The following is a 21,355-nucleotide window of genomic DNA, read 5'->3' on the forward strand; positions in this document are numbered from 1 at the left end:
CATGTTGCAGATGCTCGAAAAAACCGTCGCCCACAACGGGCTCGTCGCGTCGTTCGCGCTGGTCGGCCTGATCATGTGGGTGTCGTCGATCGCGTCGCGCAAGCTCACGTTCGGCCGCGTACACGGCTCCGCGATCGCGATCGTGATCGGCCTTGTGCTCGCCTATGTCGGCGGCGCGTTCACCGGCGGCGAGAAGGGGCTCGCCGACGTGCGGCTGTTCGCCGGTGTCGGCCTGATGGGCGGCGCGATGCTGCGCGATTTCGCGATCGTCGCGACCGCGTTCGAAGTGCAGCCGACCGAGGCGCGCAAGGCCGGCCTCGTCGGCGTCGTGTCGCTGCTGCTCGGCACCGTGCTGCCGTTCATCGTCGGCGCGAGCATCGCGCGCGCGTTCGGCTACACCGATGCGGTCAGCATGACGACCATCGGCGCGGGCGCCGTCACCTACATCGTCGGCCCCGTCACGGGCGCGGCGATCGGCGCGAGCTCCGACGTGATCGCGCTCAGCATCGCGACGGGGCTGGTCAAGGCGATCATCGTGATGGTCGGCACGCCGGTCGCGGCCAACTTCATGGGCCTGAAGACGCCACGCTCCGCGATGATCTTCGGCGGCCTCGCCGGCACCGTCAGCGGCGTGAGCGCGGGCCTCGCCGCGACCGACCGCCGGCTCGTGCCGTATGGCGCGCTTGTCGCGACGTTCCATACGGGCGTCGGCTGCCTGCTCGGCCCGTCGCTGCTGTTCTTCACGACGCGCGCGCTGGTCGGCGCATAGCCGCCGCCTGCGATTCGGGCGGGCCGCGCGCGCAGCCGGTGTGCGCGGTTTCGGCCGCGCCGAATCCATCGCGGCGCCCTCTGAGTCGCATTCTTCAACATCATCAATCGACGGCGGCGCCAGGCTTAGAATGCCGCTGGACCATCGAAGCGGGAGAACTGTTCATGACGGGATGGAATCACGCGCGGCAGGCGCGCGATGCACGCCTCGCGGCCGGCGCGGCGTACGCGCAGGGCAAGCGGGTCGATGCGCGCGACACCGTCGCGTTGCTCGAAGCGGTGCTGCGGCCCGGCGACCGCGTTTGCCTCGAAGGCGACAACCAGAAACAGGCCGACCTGCTCGCGACGGCGCTCGCCGACGTCGACAACGCGAAGATCCACGACCTGCACATGGTGCAGTCGGGTGTCGTGCTGCCCGAGCATCTCGACGTGTTCGAGCGCGGCATCGCGAAGCGTCTCGACTTCGCGTATTCGGGCCCGCAGTCGCAGCGGATCGCGAAGCTGCTGTTCGGCGGCAAGATCGCGCTCGGCGCGGTGCACACGTATCTCGAGCTGTTCGCTCGCTACTTCATCGACCTCACGCCGCAGGTCGCGCTGATCGCGGCGGTCAGTGCCGATCGTGACGGCAACCTCTACACCGGCCCGAACACGGAAGACACGCCGACCGTCGTCGAGGCCACCGCGTTCAAGGACGGCATCGTGATAGCGCAGGTCGACCGCATCGTCGACAAGGTGCCGCGCGTCGACATTCCCGGCGACCGCGTGCATTTCGTCGTCGAGGCCGGCCGGCCGTTCTACGTCGAGCCGCTGTTCACGCGCGACCCGGCCGCGATCACCGAAACGCAGATCCTGACCGCGATGCTCGCGATCAAGGGCATCTACGAACCGTACGGGATCAGGCGCCTGAACCACGGGATCGGCTTCAACACGGCCGCGATCGAGCTGCTGCTGCCGACCTACGGCGCGAAGCTCGGGCTCAAGGGCAAGGTCTGCACGCACTGGGCGCTCAACCCGCACCCGACGCTGATCCCCGCGATCGAGTCGGGCTGGGTCGAGCAGATTCACTGCTTCGGTTCCGAAGTGGGGATGGACGACTACATCCGCGCGCGCTCCGACGTGTGGTTCACGGGCCCCGACGGGTCGCTGCGCTCGAACCGCGCGTTCTGCCAGACCGCGGGCCTCTATGCGTGCGACATGTTCATCGGCTCGACGCTGCAGATCGACCTGGCGGGCCATTCGTCGACGGTCACGGCCGAGCGGATCGCCGGCTTCGGCGGCGCGCCGAACATGGGCAGCGACGCGCGCGGCCGGCGTCATCCGAGCGAGCCGTGGCTGAAGGCCGGCGCGCAAGCCGACCCCGACACGCCGGCGGCGCTCAGGCGCGGCCGCAAGCTGGTCGTGCAGATCGGCGAGACGTTCGGCGACAAGAACGTGCCGATGTTCGTCGAGAAGCTCGACGCGCTGAAGCTCGCCGACAAGCTGCAGCTCGACCTCGCGCCGATCATGGTCTACGGCGACGACGTCACGCACATCGTCACCGAGGAAGGGATCGCGAATCTGCTGATGTGCCGCGACAAGGATGAGCGCGAGCACGCGATCCGCGGCGTGGCCGGGTATACCGAGGTCGGCCGCGGCCGCGACCGCCGGATGGTCGAGCGGCTGCGCGAGCGCGGCGTGATCCGGCGTCCGGAGGATCTCGGCATCGATCCGCTCGACGCCGACCGCCGCTGGCTCGCCGCGCGCTCGATCAAGGATCTCGTGCACTGGTCGGGCGGCCTCTATGCGCCGCCGGCCCGGTTCCGCAACTGGTGAGGAAGAGGGCATGGAACAGTTGAACTACCGCTTCACCGCGCGCGAGCGCGCGCAGGGCGAACGGGCCACGGCGCTCGTCGGCGTGGTCGCGTCCGGCAATCTCGAGGTGCTCGTCGAGCGCGTGCTGCCGGGCAATGAATGCGAGATCGACATCCGCACCGCGGCGGTCGGTTTCGGCGCGGTGTGGCAGGCCGTCGTGTCGGACTTCGTCGAACGGCGCGCGCCGGGCGGCCTGAAGCTGTCGATCAACGACGGCGGCGCGCGGCCCGACATGGTGTCGCTGCGGCTCGCGCAGGCCGTGCGCGCGATCGAGGGGGACGCATGACGACCGACATGATTCATGACGCGCCCGCGTTCGTCGCGAACGGCGCGAGCTGGTACGAAGCGTCGGCGCGCCAGCGCGTCGACGGGCTGCTCGACGCGGGCAGCTTCACGGAATTTCTCGGGCCGGGCGAACGCGTGACGAGCCCGCATCTGCCGCTGTTCGACCTGCCGCAGCAGTTCGACGACGGGATGGTGGTCGGCCACGGCCGGCTCGATGGCAAGCCGGTGTTCGTCGCCGCGCAGGAAGGCCGCTTCATGGGCGGCGCGTTCGGTGAAGTGCACGGCGCGAAGCTCACGGGGCTGCTGCGGGCGGCGCGCGAAGTCGGCACGCCGGTGCTGATCCTGTTCGATACGGGCGGCGTGCGGCTGCAGGAAGCGAACGCGGGCGAGCTCGCGATCGCCGAGATCATGCGGGCGCTCGTCGACGCGCGTGCGGCCGGCGTGCCGGTGATCGGACTGATCGGCGGACGCTCCGGCTGCTACGGCGGCGGCGGGCTGCTCGCCGCGTGCTGCTCGGCGCTCGCGGTGTCCGAGCAGGGGCGCATCAGCGTGTCGGGCCCCGAGGTGATCGAGACCAATCGCGGTGTCGAGGAGTTCGACGCGAAGGATCGCGCGCTGATTTGGCGCACGATGGGCGGCAAGCATCGACGGCTGATCGGCGGCGCGGATCGTTACGTGGCCGACACGCCCGACGCGTTTCGCGCGGCGGCGCTCGAGCTGCTCGAGCGTGCGCCGACATTCGACGTGGCGATGCTGCGCGCGGAGCAGGCGCGTCTCGAAGCCCGCGTCGAACGGTTCGGTGGCTGCAAGGACGCGCTCGACGTGTGGCGCGCGCTCGGCGCGGACACGCCCGAAGCGATCCCCGGGTTGCCCGACGACGAATTCGCGAAGCTCGCCGACCAACTGCAGGAGCAGAAATGAAACGACCCTCACGCTCACTTCGTTCGCTGTCGACCGGAGTTGGCGCTTCAGCGCTTACTCCGGTCCCATGCATGGCTCCCCCCGAGGGGGCGCCTGCCTTCCCTGGGGCGGCCCGGCGGGAGGCAGCATGACGCTCGATGAAGTCCTGACCTCGCTGTTTCCCAAAGGCCATTCGATTACGCGCAGCGGCGGCCTGCTGACGGGCCACGCGCAGCCGACCGGCACGCGCGTCGACGTGATTGGCGTGGCCGACCGCTTGCCATTCGGCATCGACGAAGCGCTGACGCTCGCGTCGCAGGTGCTCGACACGATGGAGCGCGGCGGCGACACGCCGATTCTCGTGCTCGTCGACAGCGACAGCCAGCGCATGAGCAAGCGCGACGAACTGCTCGGCCTGAACGAAGGGCTGTCGCATCTCGCGAAATGCCTGATGCAGGCGGAGCTCGCCGGGCACCGGACGATCGGCGTGCTGTACGGCCATACGGCCGCGGGTGCGTTCATCGCGACCGCGCTCGCGACGCGTACGCTGCTCGCGGTGCCGGGCGCCGAGCCGGAGGTGATGGACCTGCCGTCGATGTCGCGCGTGACGAAGCTGCCGATCGACGTGCTGAAGGAGATGGCGCGCTCGACGCCGGTGTTCGCGCCGGGGCTCGACAATCTCGTGAAGATGGGCGCCGTCGACGCCGTGCTCGACCCGGCCCGCGCGCTCGACGCGCAGGTCGGCGAATGGCTCGGCAGGCCGGCCGAGCGCGGCGATGGTCGTGCGGCGCGCGGCCGGCCGGTCGCGGCCGACGTCGCGCGTCGCGTCGAGGCACTCGCGCGTGCCGCACGCTGACACACCGCTGCGCCGCCACACGCTCGTCACGCTGACGGCGGCCGGGTGGGGCGCGGCATGGGCGCGCGATCCCGCGCTGGCGGCCGATCCGCTCGTGCAGGCGTGGGCCGCGACCGGCCGGCCGCTGATCGTGCGCCGCGCGTCGCCCGACGAGGCCGACGCGGGTCGCATTCCGCTCGGCTTGCCGCTGCCGCCTTCCGCGGGCAAGCGGCGCATCGCGCTGAACGTCGCCGCCGACGCGGTGGCGGCCATCGGCCCATTGCCTGCGCTGGCCGACGTGCTCGCCGTCGCACCTGACGCATGGCACGCGACGTTGCGCGAGCTGGACGCGCTCGGCGCGCGCTGCGGCGTGCCGGGCCGCGTGTTCGGCAGCCTCGCGTGGCAGGCGCTGACGGGCGAGCGCTACCTGAGCGCGTCCTCCGATCTCGATATCGTGTTTCCGCTGCCGGCCGCCGCGTCGCTCGCCGCGCTGCTCGACGGCCTGGCGGCGCTGGATGCGCGTGCGCCGATGCGTATCGACGGCGAACTGCTGCGCGACGACGGCGCCGGCGTGAACTGGCGCGAACTGCATGCGCGGCTGCCCGAAGTCGCGGTCAAGACGGCGATCGCCGTCGAATTGATGTCCGCCGACGCATTCACGGGAGGCGAGCGATGAGTGCGGGAGCCGCCCGCCGCGCAACGGCGCCGTCCGACGCCGAGCGCATCGCCGCGCTGGCCGAGCACAGCCTCGTGCTCGAAATCGACACGTATCCGAAACCGGGGCTCGTCAGTCACGTCGACACCGGCAGCCATGCGGACATGGACGCCGCGACGTTCGCTCGCAGCGCGGCCGTGCTGCGGCCGTATTTCGCGGAGCTCGCCGAAGCCGGCGCGCGCGACGCGGACATGGCCGTGCTGCGCAAGATCGGGCTGCGCGCGGAGCACGCGATGCTCGCCGCGACCGGCGGCGTCAACACGCATCGCGGCGCGATCTTCGGGCTCGGGCTGCTGTGCGCGGCTGCCGGCCGCCGCACGGTGCCCGGCACGGCGGCATGCGCGATGACGCTCGGCGCGTTCGTCGCGCGGCGCTGGGGCGCCGAGATTCTCGGCGGCCCGCGGCTGCCCGACAGTCACGGCGAGCGTGCGAGCCGCCGTTACGGCGTCGGCGGCGCGCGTCGCGAGGCGGCCGACGGGTTCGCGACCGTGTACGGCGTCGGGTTGCCGGCCCTGCGTCGCGCGCGGCGCAGTGTCCCGGGCGATCCGGAAGCCGCGCGTGTCGACGCGTGCTTCGCGCTGATCGCCGCGCTCGACGATACGAATCTGCTGCACCGGGGCGGGCAGGCCGGACTCGACTTCGCGCGAGCCACGGCACGCGCGTTCGTCGCCCGCGGCGGTATACGCGCCCGCGGCTGGCGCTTGCGCGCGGCGGCCGCGCACCGCGCGTTCGTTGCCCGCCGGCTGAGCCCGGGCGGCGCGGCCGACCTGCTGGCGATGAGCGTGTTCGTCGATGCGCTCGAAGGGGACGAGGAGGCGCGATGACGCTTGCGATCCTGTGTTCGGGGCAAGGCGCGCAGCGCGCCGACATGTTCGAGCTGACCGGCGCGGTGCCGCAGGCCGATGCGCTGTTCGCGCACGCCGGCCGGCTCCTCGGCGACGATCCGCGCAACTGGGTCCGGCACGCCGAACCGGACGCGCTGCACGAGAACCGCGCCGCGCAGCTCCTCTGCACGCTGCAGGCGCTCGCGGCGGCCGCGTTGCTCGATACTGTGTGGCCGCGGCGTCGCTGTGTCGCGGGATACAGCGTCGGCGAAGTCGCGTCGTGGAGCGTCGCAGGGATGATCGATCCGCACGACACGCTGGATCTTGCCGATGCACGCGCGCGCGCAATGGACGCCGCGAGCGGCGGCGATGAGCGGATGGCGTTCGTGCGCGGGCTGACGCGCGCGCGGCTCGCGCAGCTCTGCGACGGACGCGATGCCGCGATCGCGATCGCCAATCCCGGCGACGCGTTCGTCGTGGCCGGGCGGCAGGCCGACGTCGCCGCGGTGGCCGACGACGCCGCCCGCGACGGGGCGCTGCGAGTGGCGCCCGTGTGCGTGCGGATCGCGTCGCACACGCGCCGGCTCGCGGCGGCGGTCCCCGCGTTTCGCGCATCGCTGGCCGCCGTGAACGTGCGCCGGCCACCGCCCGGGACGCGACTGTTTTCGGGGATCGATGGCGCGTCGGTGCTCGATGTCGGCGCGGGGCTCGACAAGCTCGCGCGGCAGATCGCGGAGCCGGTCGAGTGGGCGGCTTGCCTCGCCGCATGCGTCGAGGCCGGCGCGACCGCGTTTCTCGAACTCGGCCCTGGTCGCGCACTGGCCGAGATGGCGGGTGGAGCGTATCCGGCGCTGCCGGCGCGCAGCGTCGCGGATTTCCGTTCCGTCGACGGTATCGCGAGCTGGCTCGCGCGCATCGCGGCCGGCTGACCGGCGGCGCGCAAGCGTCGGCAAGCGCCCCGCAGGCACTACGCAGCCACCGCGCAGCCACACGCAGCCACATGCAGCCACACGCAGGGTGCCCCGCACGGCGTCCCACAAGCGCCCCGACAACGCGGCAAATCGACTCGGAAACCGCTCGGTTAGATAGCCATTCCGCCGCGGGTGTTGCGCCGGCGCAGCACCCTTTCAGCAGGTGCTTGCCACGCGAATTGGCGTCGCTACAATGGCGCCCGCCATGAGACCAGCCGCCTTCCTCCTCGCCGCGCTCGGCTGCGCGGCGAGCGCCCACGCCAGCCCGATTCCGTCCGACGCCGCGTCGGTCGGCACGTACTTTTCGTATGACAATGCGGCGGCCGACGCGACCGTCGACCTGATCGGGCAAGCGCAGCGCCGCGTGCTGCTGGCCGGCTATGCGTACGTGCCGCCCGCGGTCGCAGCCGCGCTGCGTACGGCGCGCTCGCGCGGGATCGAAGTGCGGGTCGTGCTGGTGCGTTCGTCGCGTGCCGGCAAGTACAGCGGCGCAGGCTATCTGAAATCGGCCGGCATCGATGTCGCGATCGACTCGCGCCACGGCGATCCGGCGCCGCGCTTCGTGATCGTCGACGACAGCGTCGCGCTGACGACGCTGTCCGACGATGCCGCCGCGCGCGCGGAAACGGTGAACGTGTTCCAGCGCGCGCCGGAGCTCGCGCAATCGTACGCGCAGTCGTTCTGGCGGCTGTACCGGCAGGCCGGCGGCCTCTGACCGGCGAGCCCGCCCGGGCGAACTCCACCGTCCCTTTCCGCGCGGCCAGCCCCGGCCGCAATCCGCACGCCACCGACGCCGGTGTGACCCCGCTTGCATCGGCGCGTCCGATGAACCATGCTCGTTGGACAGGCGCCGGCGCGGGTATCACGCATGCGGCGCCACGCAGGGAGCCGATCGTGACCGAGTGTTTTGCCGATCGCGCCGACGCGGGTCGCCGGCTTGCGGACGCGCTGCACGACTATGCGGGGCGTCGCGACGTCGTCGTGCTCGCGCTGCCGCGCGGCGGCGTGCCGGTGGCATACCAGGTCGCGCTGGCGCTGCACGCGCCGCTCGACGTGCTGGTCGTGCGCAAGCTCGGCATGCCGTCCGATCCCGAATTCGCGATCGGCGCGATCGCGACCGGCGGGGCGATCCATCTGCAACACGCGGCGATTCGCGCGATGGGCGTGACCGATGGCCAACTGGCCGACGTGATCGCGCGCGAAACCGTCGAACTGGAGCGCCGCGACGCGCTGTATCGCGGCGGCCGGGCGCCGCTGCCGGTCGACGGCCGCGTCGCGATCGTCGTCGACGACGGCGTCGCGACCGGCGCATCGATGCGCGTCGCGCTGCAGGCGCTGCGCGAGCGCCATCCCGCGCGCATCGTGGCCGCCGCACCGGTCGCGCCGGCCGGCGCGCGGCACGTGTTCGACGACGGTCTGGCCGACGCGTTCGTGACGGTGTCGCAGCCGTATCTTTTCTTCGGGATCAGCCAGTTCTATGCGCGTTTCGACCAGACCGGGGACGACGAGGTGCGTGCGCTGCTCGAGGCGTCCCGCGCGCAGGACGACGACATCACGTCCGCCTGACCCGGCGCCGGCGCGCTGCCGGCCGAGCGGCTTCGGCCTGCGCGAACACCCGCTGCAGCGCCGGATGGACGTCACCGCGCCAGCGGTCGCCCGTGAACAGCCCGTAGTGATCGCAATCGTCGATATCGACACGATGGCGCTCGCCCGCCGCGAGGCCGCCGCACATGTCGAGCGCCGCATGCGTCTGGCCGGCGCCGGTGACGGCGTCGCAACGGCCTTCCACCGTCAGCAGCAAAACGCCGCGCAGCGCGGCCGGCTCGACGTGCCGGCCGCCGACGTCCCACGTGCCGTTCGGCAAACACATTCGCTGGAACACAATATCGACGGTATCGAGAAAGTATTCGGCCGGCATGTCGAGCAGCGCCGTGTATTCGCGCAGCGCGCGCCGCGCGTCCGCCAGCGCCGTCAGGTCAAAGCGCGACGCGGCGCGCGCGTACTCCTCGATCAGCGTCAGCAAGCGTTGCGGATACAGCAGCGCGATTTCGCCTTGCTGGAGATAGGTCGGGAACACATGCCGGCCGCGGCCGGGGAAGCAGGGCGGCACGATGTCGATCAGATGGCGGCGGCACCACGTGAGCGAACGCGACGCGGCGGTCGTGCCGAGCGCGCTCGGGTTGACGCGTGCGTCGAGCGGGCCGCCGATCAGCGTGACGCTCGCGGGCGGCGCGAGGCCGCGCGCGGCGCGCAGCGCGAGGGCGCCGAGCGCGGGCACGGTGGCCTGGCACACGGCGACGACGTGCAGCGGCCGGGCGGCGCGGGCGAGCGCGTCGACGAAGCCGTCGAGCGTCGCCACGTATTCGTCGAGCCCGAAGCGGCCGGCCGCGAGCGGCACGTCGCGCGCATTGACCCAGTCGGTCACGCACACGTCGCCGTCCGCGAGCAGCGCCTCGACGGTCTCCCGCATCACCACGGCCGCGTGACCGGCGAGCGGCGCGCACAGCAACATCGTGCGCCGGGTGTCGTCGCGCGCGAAGCGCCGCAACTGGCAGAACGGCGTGCGCGCGATGATCCGCTCGTCGACGGCCGGCCGCCGGATCTCGAAGCGCGGCGGCCCCACGGCCGGCCCGAGCAGCGGCTCGAACAGGTCGTCGTAGCACGACGACGCGGCGTGCGGCAGCGTCGCGGCAGGCCACACGTCGAACGCGTGACGCGTCGCTTCGCGCCACGCGCGCATCCATTCCCGCTGCTGCTCGACGACGGCATACCACATGGCAAACCTGGCGCGGAAGGGGCGTGAATCTGCATTATGGTCACTCCGGCCGCACAGCGGGTGTCGAAAAAATCGTCACCGGGTGACGTGGATCAAGCATGCAGCGGGGCATGCGTCGCGCTAGGCGACGACGCACGGCGCTGCTACAGTCGTCGCTCCCATTCCCCTCAAGCGGAGCTTTGCAATGAAGCTGATCGGCATGCTGGATTCCCCGTTCGTGCGCCGTGTCGCCATATCGGCGAGGCTGCTCGACCTGCCGTTCGAACACGAGTCGGTCTCGGTGTTCCGCCACTTCGACCGGTTCCGGACGTTCAGCCCGGTCGTGAAGGCGCCGACGCTCGTGACCGACGACGGCACGACGCTGATCGATTCGTCGCTGATCGTCGATTACCTCGACCATTGCGTCGCGCCGGAGCGGCGCCTGCTGCCCGACGCCGCCGACGCGCGGCTGCGCGCGCTCGTGCCGGTCGGTTTCGCGCTGGCGGCGGCCGAGAAGACGGTGCAGGTCGTGTACGAGCAGGCGCTGCGGCCGGCCGACAAGCAGCACGCACCGTGGCTCGAGCGGGTGCTGAGCCAGCTCGAGGCCGCGTACGGCGAACTCGAGCCGCTCGTCGCGGCCGCGAACGGCTGGCTCGGCGGCGCGCGCCTGCTGCAGTCCGACGTGACCGTCGCCGTCGCATGGCGTTTCACGCAGTTCATGACCGCCGATTACCCGGCGCTCGCGCGGATCGATCCGGCCCGTTATCCGGCGCTCGCCGCGCATTCGGCGCGCGCGGAATTGCTGCCGGCGTTCGTCGAGACGCCGCTCGACTGAAGCCGGCGTCGCTCGCGGCGGCGCGGGATCGACGGGGCGGGGCGCGACCGGCGTGCGTGGGGCCGCATCGGGACCTGGGCCGGCGTCCGGCGCGGCTCGCCCCGGGCGGTCCTTGACTGCCAGGCCGGCCGTTTTCCCCGGCCGTTCGTCGCAGCGTACGCAAAACCACGGCGCGTGCGTCCGTTTTATGGTCCCCCGATCGCCCCTCGCGACCCGCTCGGCCCCGTCCGGCAAGGCCCGGCCGATTGTTCTCGGCCGCTGACAAGTGACTTCGCATTCGTGCCGTTTATCCGGAGGCACCCGGTCCCTAGAATCCACTCCATCGAATACGCATTGCCTGATGGAGCCGAAGATGAGAGCCCTGATCGAATCGAGCCTGTACCACCCGTCCGTCGTGTTGCCGCTTGCCGCGCTGACGCAGCTGATGGTCGAGCGCGATTTCAATCTCGGCCAGGTCGGCCTGATTGTCGCCGCGCGCGGCGCGCAGGCTGCCATGTCGCGTTCGCGCGCACTGATCTTCTCCGGCAACGGCGAAGCGCACGCATGAACGCCGGTGCGCCGCACAGGCGAAAAAAAAAGCCCGGCCGGCGCAAGCGCCGGTCGGGCCGATCGGATTCGATCGAGCCCCGGCTTCGGCCGGGGCTTTTTCATTCATGGCGCTCAGGCACGGGCGGCCGACACGACGCCGTAGATCTCCGTGTCCTCTTCCTCGCGCAGCTGGCGCACCAGCTGGTGGGCTTCACGATGCGACGCGACGGCCGGCGGCGAGCCCTTGAGCGGCTGGCGCGCGGTTTCGGCGAGCGCGACGACCGACACGATGCCGATCACGGCGGCGCCCATCATGTAGTACGCGGGCATCATCAGGTTGTGGGTCACGTCGACGAGCCACGCGGTGACGAGCGGCGTCGTGCCGCCGAAGAGCGACACCGACACGTTGAAGCCGATCGCGAGCGCGCCGTAGCGGATCTCGGTCGGGAACAGCGCCGGCAGTGCCGACGGCATCACGCCGGTGAAGCACGACAGCAGCACGCCGAGGATCAGCAGCCCGCTGAACACCGACGCGGTGGTGCCCGCATGGATCAGCATCATCGACGGGATCGACAGCACCAGCAGGCCGACGCAGCCGGCCAGCATCACGGGCTTGCGGCCGATCTTGTCCGACAGGCGGCCGGCGGCGAGCGTCAGCGGCATCATCAGCACCATCACGATCAGCACCAGCACGAGGCTGTGCGATTCGTCGAAGTGCAGCGTCGACGACATGAAGCTCGGCAGGTACGACAGCACCATGTAGTCGGTCACGTTGAAGATCAGCACGAGGCCGACGCAGAGCAGCAGCGCGCGCCAGTTGCGCAGCAGCGTTTCGCGAAAGCGCGTCTTCGGCACGGCCTTGTCCTGCGCTTCGCGCTCTTCGGCCTGGCGCTTGAACGCCGGCGTCTCCTCGAGCTTCATCCGGATGTACAGGCCGATCAGGCCGAGCGGGCCCGCGATCAGGAACGGCACGCGCCAGCCCCACGACAGCAGCGCTTCCTGCGACAGCGACGCGGTGAGCAGCGCGACCACGCCGGCCCCCATCACATAGCCGATCAGCGTGCCGAACTCGAGGAAGCTGCCCATGAAGCCGCGGCGCTTGTCGGTCGAGAATTCGGCGATGAAGGTGGCGGCGCCGCCGTATTCGCCGCCGGTCGAGAAGCCCTGCACGAGGCGGGCGACGAGCAGCAGCACGGGCGCCATGATGCCGATCGACGCGTAGCTGGGGATCAGGCCGATCGCGAAGGTGCCGACGGCCATCATGATCATCGTCGCGGCGAGCACGCGCTGGCGGCCGATGCGGTCGCCCAGCGGGCCGAACACCATGCCCCCGAGCGGGCGCACGAGGAACGCGGCTGCGAACGTGCCGAAGGTCGCGAGCAGCTGCGCGGACGGGCTGCTCGACGGGAAGAACACCTTGCCGAGCGTGACGGCGATATAGCTGTAGACGCCGAAGTCGAACCATTCCATCGCATTGCCGATGGCCATCGCGCTGACGGCGCGCTTGAGCAGGCTCTGGTCGACGACGGTAATGTCGTCCGCGGCGAGCGGGGCCTCGGACGAAGCGGAGGAAGAAGCAGCGGTCGGGCTGACGTGTGTTGCGGTCAAGGTCATGCACTCCTTTGACTGCGCCGGAACGGGCGAGCCGTCCGACACGGTTTGCCGGCGAGCGCGATGTCGTGTGCTGCGCGTCGGGGCAAGCCTTTAAGCGCTTACTGCACTGGGGGCAGCAAGAGGCCGTAAGGGATTGCTTCGACGCGGGCCCGATGGGCCGTCGCGACGGTGCGCTCATGAAGAATGGGCCGCGTGATGCGAGCGGCGGATGCCGGTGCGGACGGGGTCCGGCGTTCCGGCAACTGCCCCGGAGGGGCAACGAAACGAGAAAAGCGGGCCTGTCGGGCGGGCTTTCCTGTGGATGCAATTCCGGTCGAAGCACCGGCCCGCAACGCGCGGGCGGACTTCTCTCGAAATCGAATAGACAGAGATTGAATGTTGAAACAGGCGACATGATAGCACGATGACAGACGATCGTGCAAATTGCCCGGAATCCCCCGTGGGGCGGGGGTTCCGGCGCGCTCGGCTCCGGTATGATCGGCGGCGCGCGGCGGCGTCGCGCGGCCCGCCGGGCGACAGGAGAATTCACGAGGAACCGGATGACCGAATTGATGAAGATCGCGGCGCTGTTCGCCGTCACCGCGCTGGCCGAAATCGTCGGCTGCTACCTGCCGTGGCTCGTGCTGAAGGGCGGGCGGCCCGTGTGGCTGCTGGTGCCGGCCGCGTTGTCGCTCGCGCTGTTCGCGTGGCTGCTGACGCTGCACCCGAGCGCCGCGGGGCGCACGTACGCGGCGTACGGCGGCGTGTATATCGCGGTGGCGCTGATCTGGCTGCGGGTGGTCGACGGCGTCGCGCTGACGCGCTGGGATGCGGCGGGCGCGGTGCTCGCGCTCGGCGGGATGGCTGTCATCGCGCTGCAGCCGCGCGCGTAAGCGCGGCTGCAGGCGGGACTTTCGAGACTTTCGAGACGCGGAGGACGCCGCGTCAGGCGGCTTCGGCGGTATCCACCTCGGTGGACTGGCGCCACACGCAGGTGCCCTTGACCGACTTGTCGAGCTCGTCGAGCTGGGTCTGGTGGGCGGCGAGCTCGTCGTCGCTTGCCGCGAGAACCGGCAGGGCGAGCGACGCGAGCGACACGCGCTGGCCGTTCGCCGCGCCGCCATCGGCGCCTGCGTCGTCGAGCATGTCGATCACGAGGCTGTCCTGGCCGCGCGTCATCGCGAGATAGACCTCGGCGAGCAGCTCCGAGTCGAGCAGTGCGCCGTGCAGCGTACGGTGCGCGTTGCTGATGCCGAACCGGTCGCACAGCGCGTCGAGCGAGTTGCGCTTGCCGGGGAACATCTGCTTGGCCTGCACGAGCGTGTCGATCACGCCGCCGCAATGCTCGGTGAACGGCGGCAGGTCGAGCCGTGCGAATTCGGCGTCGAGAAATCCGAGGTCGAACGGCGCGTTATGGATGATCAGCTCGGCGCCTTTCACGAAGTCGCGAATCTGGTCGACGACTTCCGCGAACTTCGGCTTGTCGCTCAGGAACTCGGTGGTGAGGCCGTGCACGGCCAGTGCGCCCGGATCGCTGTCGCGCTCGGGGTTCACGTAGATGTGCAGGTTGTTGCCGGTGAGCCGCCGGTTCAGCAGCTCGACGCAGCCGATTTCGATCAGGCGGTCGCCCGTGCGGGGGTTCAGGCCGGTGGTTTCGGTATCGAGAATGATCTGGCGCATGTCGGATAAATCGGGAAAGACAATAGGGTGGCCTGGATTCAGGCCACGAGCGATTCGACGCCGCGATTCGCGAGCGCGTCCGCACGTTCGTTTTCGGGATGGCCGGCGTGGCCCTTCACCCAGCGCCACTCGATCTCGTGTTGTACGACGAGCGCGTCGAGCCGCTTCCACAGGTCGGCGTTCTTCACCGGCGTCTTCGCCGCGGTGACCCAGCCTTTTTTCTTCCAGCCGTGGATCCACTCGCTGATGCCTTTCTGCACGTACTGCGAGTCGGTATGGACGATCACGCGGCACGGCCGCTTGAGCGCTTCGAGCGCGCCGATCACGCCCATCAGCTCCATGCGGTTGTTGGTCGTGTTGGGCTCGCCGCCGAACAGCTCTTTTTCGCGGTCGCCGTAGCGCAGCAGGGCGCCCCAGCCGCCGGGGCCGGGGTTGCCCTTGCAGGCGCCGTCGGTATAAATGTCGATGGTGTCGGTGGTCATGAGTGTTCTTGATGGGTGGTCGGGGTGGCCGCCGGCGTGAGGCCCGGCGCGAGCACGGGCTTTTTCATCTTGATCTGGCCGACGAGGCGCATGCCGCGCACGCGCTTGACGGCCGTGACCATGTAGACCGCGCCGAAGATCGGCCACCAGCGGTCGCCGGCGGCTTCCATGAAGCCGTAGCGGGCGAGCCATTTGTCGGTGACGAGCGGCGGCCGGTAGCAGCCGAAGCGGCCGCGCTCGAGATCGAAGCCGAGCAGCTTGATCCAGTCCTTGAGCCGGATGAACGCGATCTGGTCGCGCGCGGCCGGCACGAACGGGCGGTTCGCCATGCGCCCGAACGATTGCCGCATGCCCCACAGGCTCAGCGAATTGAACCCGGTGATCACGAGCTGGCCTTCCGGCATCAGCACGCGCTCGGCCTCGCGCAGCAGGCGGTGAGGGTCGGACGTGAATTCGAGCGTGTGCGGCATCACGATCAGGTCGACGCTCTGCGACTCGAACGGCAGGTCGAGCAGGTCGCACCACGTCGTGCTGCGATCGGCCGGCGCATGTTCGGGCCCGCGCGCCTCGCGCGCCCATGGATACTGGTAGGGCGCGCTCGCGCCGCTCGCCGGATCGAGCACGAGGCCGCGATACGGCATGCGGTTCTCGCGCAGCGCGTCGAGCTGCGGCAGGCCGAGCTGGAGCGCGTGAAACCCGAATACGTCGGACACGATCCGGTCGAGCTGCGCCTGCTCCCAGCCCAGCACGTAGCGGCCGGGCGGCGAGTCGGTCCAGGCGGGCCAGTCTATAATTTGTGGATCGGACATAACGTTGATTGCGCGCCCATGAACGAGCTGGAATACGTGCCGGTGCCGGCATTCGAAGACAACTACATCTGGCTCGTGTCGGACGGCCGCGATGCGATCGCCGTCGATCCGGGTGAAGCCGCGCCGGTACGCCGTGTTCTTGCGGAACGCGGCTGGCGGTTGACCGCTATTTTACTCACGCACCACCACGCCGACCATGTCGGCGGTGTCGCCGCACTGCGAGATAGCCAACCGGACGATGCGCCGCTCGTGGTTTACGGCCCCGCAGCCGAGGCGATCGGCGTGGTCACGCGGCCGCTCGCGGGCGGCGATCGCGTGACGCTCGACGCACCGGCGCTCGCGTTCGACGTGCTCGACGTGCCCGGTCACACGCGCGGCCACATCGCGTATTTCCAGGCGGCCGGCGCAGGCGCGGCCGGCGCAGGCGCGGCCGGCGCAGGCAAGGCCGGCCAAGGCGCGGCCACGCCGCACGTGTTCTGCGGCGACACACTGTTCTCGTGCGGCTGCGGCCGCCTGTTCGAAGGCACGCCCGCGCAGATGCTCGCATCGCTCGACGCGCTCGCGGCGCTGCCCGGCGACACGCGCGTGCATTGCGCACACGAATACACACTGTCGAACATCCGCTTCGCGCTCGCGTGCGAGCCGGGCAATGCAGCGCTCGCCGCGTGGCGCGACGACGCGCAGGCGCTGCGCGCGCGTGGCGTGCCGACGCTCCCCACCACGATCGCGCACGAACGTGCCGTGAACCCGTTCATGCGCGCGGACAGCGCGGCGATCCATGCGACGCTCGAGGCCGAGCTGCACGAAAGGGTGCCGGATCGTCTGGCGGCATTCAGGCTGATGCGCGAGTGGAAAAATCGTTTCCGATGACGCATTCCGGAGGACTCCAAACCTCAGGTGGCGCCTGTAAAAATTGCTCCAAATGTAGGATTTCGCTGAGTTTTCGGTGTTTTTATTGACGTGAAGCACGCACTTCCGTAGTATCGCCTGCAATTTCCAGCCGTCGGAAGCCGAGATTTTCATGCGACTTATATTGAGTGCGATGGTGGTCCTGCTGCTCGCCGCTTGTGCGAGCCAGGCTCCTGTCGCCAACAACGCCGCCGATTCGCAGGCGACGTCCACCTACCTCCGTAAATCAGCCACTGCCAAAGAAACTGTCGACGTCGACAAGCAATCCGTCGGCGACCTGACCAGTGCGGACTCCGATCTCTGGGGCCGCATCCGTCGCGGCTTCCAGATGCCCGACCTGCAGAGCGACCTCGTCGACATGCAGACGACGTGGTACACGCAGCGTCCCGATTACGTGCAGCGCATGACCGAGCGCTCGCAGAAGTACCTGTATCACATCGTCGAGGAACTTGAGGCGCGCCACATGCCGACCGAGCTCGCGCTGCTGCCGTTCATCGAATCCGCGTACAACCCGCAGGCGCTGTCGGTCGCGAAGGCGGCCGGCATGTGGCAGTTCATGCCGGGCACGGGCCGCACGTACAACCTGAAGCGCAACATGTGGCAGGACGAGCGCCGCGACGTGCTCGCGTCGACGAGCGCCGCGCTCGACTATCTGTCGCGTCTGCATGACATGTTCGGCGACTGGTATCTGGCGCTGGCCGCCTACAACTGGGGCGAGGGCAACGTGCAGCGCGCGATCGCGCGCAACCAGGCGGCCGGCCTGCCGACCGACTACCAGAGCCTGCGGATGCCGAACGAGACGCGCAACTACGTGCCGAAGCTGCAGGCGGTGAAGAACATCATCGCAAGCCCGCAGCAGTACGGCCTCGCGCTGCCGGACATCCCGAACCACCCGTATTTCGTGACGGTCACGACGTCGCGCGACATCGACGTGGCGGTGGCCGCGAAGCTCGCGAACCTGTCGCTCGACGAATTCCGCTCGCTGAACCCGTCGTTCTCGAAGCCGGTGATCCTCGGCGCGACCGAGCCGCAGATCCTGCTGCCGTTCGACAATGCAGCGGCGTTCGAGAAGAACCTGAAGGCGCACAACGGCCAGCTGTCGTCGTGGACCACCTACACGGTCAGCGAGCGCGCGCGTCCGGCCGCGATCGCCGAGAAGATCGGTGTCGACGCCGATACGCTGATGTCGATCAACAAGATTCCGGCCGGCATGCGCCTGAAACCGGGTTCGACGATCGTCGTGCCGCGTGGCGACGACGACGACGAGGACATCAGCGCGGACGTCGCCGAAAATGGCGTGCTCGCGATGGAGCCGGACGTGCCCGACACGCGCAAGATGCTGATCCGCGTGCGCCGCAAGCAGTCGATGGCCGCACTCGCCGGCCGCTACGGCGTGTCGGTCGGCCAGCTGAAGGCATGGAACCGCACGCATCGCGATATGGTGATGCCGGGCCAGGCGCTCGTGCTGCACGTGCCGGTCGGTCGCGCGGTGCCGGCCGAGCCGGGTCCGGAGCGGATCGCGACGTCGGCGGCCGGTGCGCATATCGAGCGCGCGAGCCTGTCCGTCGGCGGCAAGTCGCGTGGCGCGAAGCACGCTGCCGCGAAGCCGGCGGCCCGCGCGGCGAAGGCGGCCCCCGCGAGGGCGGCCCCCGCGAAGGCGGCGCCGGCCAAGGCTGCTGCCAGCAAGAGCAAGAAGAAGTAACGCGATCGCGGTCGCAACGCGGCGGTCCAACCGGGCCGCGCGATTGCGTTATCATCCGACGAAACGCGAGGCAACGCCGTCACCGAGGTGACGGCGTTTTCATTTGTGCGCGGCGGCGCGGCCGCTGTCGCGCGGGACGTGGAATAACAAGGAGAGGCGATGTCATCGGTGCAGGCGAGGGTGCTCGCGCTGTTTGCGCTCGGGTATTTCGTGTCGTACGTGTTCCGCGGCGTCAATCTCGGCTTCGCGCCGTTCGTCACGCACGAGCTCGGGCTGTCGGCCGCCGATCTCGGGCTGCTCACCAGCCTCTATTTCCTCGGCTTCGCCGGCGCGCAGATTCCGGCCGGCGTGCTGCTCGACCATTTCGGCCCGCGCCGCGTGACGGCCGGGATGCTGCTGTTCGCAGCCGCCGGTGCCGCGGTGTTCGGCGTCGCGCACGACCTCGGCACGATGATGATCGGCCGGCTCCTGATCGGCGTTGGCGTATCGGTGTGCCTCGGTGCGGCGTTCAAGGCGCTCGCGCAGCATTTTCCCGTCGGCCGGTTGCCGCTCCTCAACGGTCTCGTGATGGCGGTCGGCGGCCTCGGCGGCGTCGCGGTCGGCTCGCCGCTGACCTGGCTGCTCGGGCTCGTGAGCTGGCGCGCGATCTGCGGTGGCCTCTCGGTGCTGACGATCATCGTCGCCGCGGCGATCGGCTTCGGCGCGCCGGAAGCCGAACAGCCACGCCACCAGGGCGGGCTCGTCAGCCAGTTCAAGGGCACCTGGCACATCCTGAGCAGCCGCGCATTCTGGAAGATCTCGTCGTTCTCGGTCGTCACGCAGGGCGTGTTCTACGCGATGCAGTCGCTGTGGGTCGGGCCGTACCTGCGCGATGTCGCGGGGTTCGATGCGCAGCACGCTGCGCAGCTCGTGTCGGTGCTCGGCTTCGCGATGATGGCCGGCTGCGTCGGCTTCGGCGCGGCGGCGCGCATGCTCGAGCGGCGCGGGGTGTCCGTCCAGGCGTTTTGCGGCGTCGGCATGGCGCTGTTCGTCGCGACGCAAGCGGCAATCGTCGCACGCGTCCCGCTGCCGCCGGCCGTACTATGGGCGGCGTACGGAATGTTCGGCGGCGTCGGGATTCTGACCTATGCGGTGCTGGCCCGTCATTTCCCGGCCCATCTGATCGGCCGCGCGAACACGACGCTCACGCTCGTGATCTTCGTGCTGATCTTTGCGTTCCAGATCGGCATCGGCGCGGTGCTGTCGTACTGGCCGGCGATCGACGGCCATTACCCGGCCACCGCGCACGTCAGCGCGTGGAGCGCGCTGCTCGCGCTGCAACTCGCGAGCGCGGTCTGGTACGCGTGGCCCGAGCGCGGCGCTGGCAAGCAGGGTGATCCGGCGGTACGCTGACGGGTAGGGCGGCCTGCGCAAACGGGGCCGCAGCAGCGCGCGCGGCACGCGGTCGCCGCAGTGTCAGACGCGCCGCATGCATGATCGGACGGCCATATCAATTGAAGATAGGGCCATTTTCGGGCTATAATTTGAAAGTTTGTGCTGATCAACCTCGCACCCTAGCGCCTACCTCACTCATCCCGTTCATCCGCCGCACGCCGCCTGTCGGGCGATGCCGCGAAGCCTCGTGCGCCACGCGCCGGGTTCGCGTCTCGACAACGCAGGTCGCGTCCAGCTAGCGACTCCGCGCGCCCACGCAGCGCGGCGCTCGCGCGGCAGGGTAAACAGGTCGGCAGCAGGGTGTTCCCCAAGGAGCCTCCCGTGTTGCCGTCTTTTTCTCCCGCCTTGCTTGCACTCGCCGACGGCACGGTCTTTCGTGGTTATTCGATCGGGGCCGAAGGCCATACGATCGGTGAAGTCGTGTTCAATACCGCGATTACCGGCTATCAGGAAATCCTGACCGATCCGAGCTACGCGCGTCAGATCGTCACGCTCACCTACCCGCATATCGGCAACGTCGGCATCAATGCCGAAGACGTCGAAGCCACGAAAGTCCATGCCGCCGGCCTGATCATCCGTGATCTGCCCACGCTCGCATCGAACTTCCGCATGGACCGCACGCTCGGCGACTACCTGCGCGACGAAGGCGTCGTCGCGATCGCCGGCATCGATACCCGCAAGCTGACCCGTATCCTGCGCGACAAGGGCGCGCAGAACGGCTGCATCCTGGCCGGTTCGGACGACGAGGCGAAGGCGATCGAGCTCGCGCGCTCGTTCCCGGGCCTCGCCGGCATGGATCTCGCGAAGGTCGTGTCGACTACCAAGCCGTTCGAGTGGAAGCAGACCGAATGGCGCCTCGAAGGCGGCTACGGGATGCAGGAATCGCCGAAGTACCGCGTCGTCGCGTACGATTTCGGCGTCAAGTACAACATCCTGCGCATGCTCGCGGAGCGCGGCTGCCAGGTGACGGTGCTGCCGGCGCAGGCCAGCGCGGCCGACGCGCTCGCGCTGAATCCGGACGGCATCTTCCTGTCGAACGGCCCCGGCGATCCGGAGCCGTGCGACTACGCGATCGCGGCCACGAAGGAATTCATCGAGCGCGGCGTGCCGACCTTCGGCATCTGCCTCGGCCACCAGATCATGGGCCTCGCGGTCGGCGCCAAGACGCTGAAGATGAAGACGGGCCACCACGGCGCGAACCATCCGGTGAAGGATCTCGGCGACGGCCGCGTGGTCATCACGTCGCAGAACCACGGCTTCGCGGTCGACGCGGATTCGCTGCCGGCCAACGCGCGCGTGACGCACGTGTCGCTGTTCGACGGCACGCTGCAGGGCTTCGAGCTGACCGACAAGCCGGCATTCTGCTTCCAGGGCCACCCGGAAGCGTCGCCCGGCCCGCACGACATCGGCTATCTGTTCGACCGTTTCACCGCCCTGATGGACGCGGCGCAGCAGCGCAACGCCTGACGCCACTGAAGC

22 protein-coding genes are annotated in these 21,355 nt (G+C 69.7%); 17 read left to right on the plus strand and 5 right to left on the minus strand.

The window, feature by feature from the left end; all coding sequences use genetic code 11:
- The first annotated feature begins 1 nt into the window (after position 1).
- From madM to FFI87_RS06245, 10 genes are all read left to right on the plus strand, one after another.
- Positions 2-769, plus strand: a complete 768-nt coding sequence (gene madM / locus FFI87_RS06200; RefSeq protein WP_012363531.1) for a malonate transporter subunit MadM — start codon at positions 2-4, stop codon at positions 767-769.
- Positions 770-933: 164 nt separating this feature from the next.
- Positions 934-2,580 carry a malonate decarboxylase subunit alpha gene (mdcA, locus tag FFI87_RS06205; protein ID WP_138847967.1) on the plus strand — a complete coding sequence of 549 codons (1,647 nt, stop codon included), beginning with the start codon at positions 934-936 and terminating at the stop codon, positions 2,578-2,580.
- Positions 2,581-2,590: 10 nt separating this feature from the next.
- Positions 2,591-2,905, plus strand: a complete 315-nt coding sequence (mdcC, locus tag FFI87_RS06210) for a malonate decarboxylase acyl carrier protein (RefSeq protein ID WP_006754569.1) — start codon at positions 2,591-2,593, stop codon at positions 2,903-2,905.
- Positions 2,902-3,825 carry a biotin-independent malonate decarboxylase subunit beta gene (locus FFI87_RS06215; protein ID WP_138847966.1) on the plus strand — a complete coding sequence of 308 codons (924 nt, stop codon included), beginning with the start codon at positions 2,902-2,904 and terminating at the stop codon, positions 3,823-3,825. Before mdcC ends, FFI87_RS06215 begins: the two co-directional genes overlap by 4 nt.
- A 127-nt stretch (positions 3,826-3,952) precedes the next feature.
- Positions 3,953-4,660 carry a biotin-independent malonate decarboxylase subunit gamma gene (gene mdcE / locus FFI87_RS06220; protein ID WP_138847965.1) on the plus strand — a complete coding sequence of 236 codons (708 nt, stop codon included), beginning with the start codon at positions 3,953-3,955 and terminating at the stop codon, positions 4,658-4,660.
- Positions 4,647-5,315 carry a malonate decarboxylase holo-[acyl-carrier-protein] synthase gene (gene mdcG, locus FFI87_RS06225; protein ID WP_138847964.1) on the plus strand — a complete coding sequence of 223 codons (669 nt, stop codon included), beginning with the start codon at positions 4,647-4,649 and terminating at the stop codon, positions 5,313-5,315. Before mdcE ends, mdcG begins: the two co-directional genes overlap by 14 nt.
- Entirely contained in the window at positions 5,312-6,178 is an 867-nt protein-coding gene (gene mdcB, locus FFI87_RS06230; RefSeq protein WP_138847963.1) for a triphosphoribosyl-dephospho-CoA synthase MdcB, read from the plus strand. The genes mdcG and mdcB overlap by 4 nt, the downstream gene beginning before the upstream one ends.
- Entirely contained in the window at positions 6,175-7,107 is a 933-nt protein-coding gene (locus tag FFI87_RS06235; RefSeq protein WP_138847962.1) for an acyltransferase domain-containing protein, read from the plus strand. The genes mdcB and FFI87_RS06235 overlap by 4 nt, the downstream gene beginning before the upstream one ends.
- Positions 7,108-7,342: 235 nt before the next feature.
- Positions 7,343-7,864 carry a phospholipase D-like domain-containing protein gene (locus tag FFI87_RS06240; protein ID WP_012363539.1) on the plus strand — a complete coding sequence of 174 codons (522 nt, stop codon included), beginning with the start codon at positions 7,343-7,345 and terminating at the stop codon, positions 7,862-7,864.
- Between the two features lie 179 nt (positions 7,865-8,043).
- On the plus strand, positions 8,044-8,715 hold the full coding sequence (locus tag FFI87_RS06245) for a phosphoribosyltransferase (RefSeq protein WP_138848495.1): 672 nt from the start codon (positions 8,044-8,046) through the stop codon (positions 8,713-8,715).
- Here the strand turns inward: FFI87_RS06245 and FFI87_RS06250 are convergent.
- A complete protein-coding gene (locus tag FFI87_RS06250; protein WP_138847961.1) occupies positions 8,702-9,925 on the minus strand; it encodes a polyhydroxyalkanoate depolymerase in 1,224 nt (407 codons plus the stop codon). The genes FFI87_RS06245 and FFI87_RS06250 overlap by 14 nt on opposite strands.
- 184 nt (positions 9,926-10,109) lie before the next feature.
- Here FFI87_RS06250 and FFI87_RS06255 point away from each other — a divergent pair, with 184 nt between their 5' ends.
- Positions 10,110-10,739, plus strand: a complete 630-nt coding sequence (locus tag FFI87_RS06255; protein WP_138847960.1) for a glutathione S-transferase family protein — start codon at positions 10,110-10,112, stop codon at positions 10,737-10,739.
- A gap of 352 nt (positions 10,740-11,091) precedes the next feature.
- On the plus strand, positions 11,092-11,286 hold the full coding sequence (locus FFI87_RS06260) for a hypothetical protein (RefSeq protein ID WP_138847959.1): 195 nt from the start codon (positions 11,092-11,094) through the stop codon (positions 11,284-11,286).
- Positions 11,287-11,399: 113 nt separating this feature from the next.
- Here the strand turns inward: FFI87_RS06260 and proP are convergent, their stop codons facing one another.
- Positions 11,400-12,881 carry a glycine betaine/L-proline transporter ProP gene (gene proP / locus FFI87_RS06265; protein ID WP_138847958.1) on the minus strand — a complete coding sequence of 494 codons (1,482 nt, stop codon included), beginning with the start codon at positions 12,879-12,881 and terminating at the stop codon, positions 11,400-11,402.
- Positions 12,882-13,420: 539 nt separating this feature from the next.
- On the opposite strand from proP, the gene FFI87_RS06275 reads away from it, so the two are divergent.
- Positions 13,421-13,753, plus strand: a complete 333-nt coding sequence (locus tag FFI87_RS06275; RefSeq protein WP_011656489.1) for a YnfA family protein — start codon at positions 13,421-13,423, stop codon at positions 13,751-13,753.
- Positions 13,754-13,805: 52 nt separating this feature from the next.
- On the opposite strand, the gene dnaQ is transcribed toward FFI87_RS06275, so the two are convergent.
- The 3 genes from dnaQ to FFI87_RS06290 are packed head-to-tail and all read right to left on the minus strand — an operon-like array spanning position 13,806 to position 15,831.
- Positions 13,806-14,540 carry a DNA polymerase III subunit epsilon gene (dnaQ, locus tag FFI87_RS06280; protein ID WP_138847957.1) on the minus strand — a complete coding sequence of 245 codons (735 nt, stop codon included), beginning with the start codon at positions 14,538-14,540 and terminating at the stop codon, positions 13,806-13,808.
- Positions 14,541-14,578: 38 nt separating this feature from the next.
- A complete protein-coding gene (rnhA, locus tag FFI87_RS06285; RefSeq protein WP_006758689.1) occupies positions 14,579-15,022 on the minus strand; it encodes a ribonuclease HI in 444 nt (147 codons plus the stop codon).
- Positions 15,019-15,831 carry a class I SAM-dependent methyltransferase gene (locus tag FFI87_RS06290; RefSeq protein WP_006750294.1) on the minus strand — a complete coding sequence of 271 codons (813 nt, stop codon included), beginning with the start codon at positions 15,829-15,831 and terminating at the stop codon, positions 15,019-15,021. The genes rnhA and FFI87_RS06290 overlap by 4 nt, the downstream gene beginning before the upstream one ends.
- An 18-nt stretch (positions 15,832-15,849) precedes the next feature.
- Here FFI87_RS06290 and gloB point away from each other — a divergent pair, with 18 nt between their 5' ends.
- The 4 genes from gloB to carA all read left to right on the plus strand — a co-directional run bounded on the left by gloB (position 15,850) and on the right by carA (position 21,343).
- Positions 15,850-16,701, plus strand: coding sequence for a hydroxyacylglutathione hydrolase (gene gloB / locus FFI87_RS06295; protein WP_138847956.1), 852 nt, complete (start codon positions 15,850-15,852; stop codon positions 16,699-16,701).
- A gap of 151 nt (positions 16,702-16,852) precedes the next feature.
- Entirely contained in the window at positions 16,853-18,442 is a 1,590-nt protein-coding gene (locus tag FFI87_RS06300; RefSeq protein WP_012363546.1) for a transglycosylase SLT domain-containing protein, read from the plus strand.
- 159 nt (positions 18,443-18,601) lie between these two features.
- Positions 18,602-19,834: an MFS transporter gene (locus FFI87_RS06305; RefSeq protein WP_138847955.1), complete on the plus strand. Its 1,233-nt coding sequence runs from the start codon at positions 18,602-18,604 to the stop codon at positions 19,832-19,834.
- Positions 19,835-20,197: 363 nt separating this feature from the next.
- Positions 20,198-21,343 (plus strand): glutamine-hydrolyzing carbamoyl-phosphate synthase small subunit, encoded by a 1,146-nt coding sequence (gene carA / locus FFI87_RS06315; RefSeq protein ID WP_006750298.1) that lies wholly within the window; start codon positions 20,198-20,200, stop codon positions 21,341-21,343.
- Positions 21,344-21,355 lie beyond the last annotated feature (12 nt).

The organism is Burkholderia sp. KBS0801 (assembly GCF_005937855.2).
GTDB lineage: Bacteria > Pseudomonadota > Gammaproteobacteria > Burkholderiales > Burkholderiaceae > Burkholderia > Burkholderia ambifaria.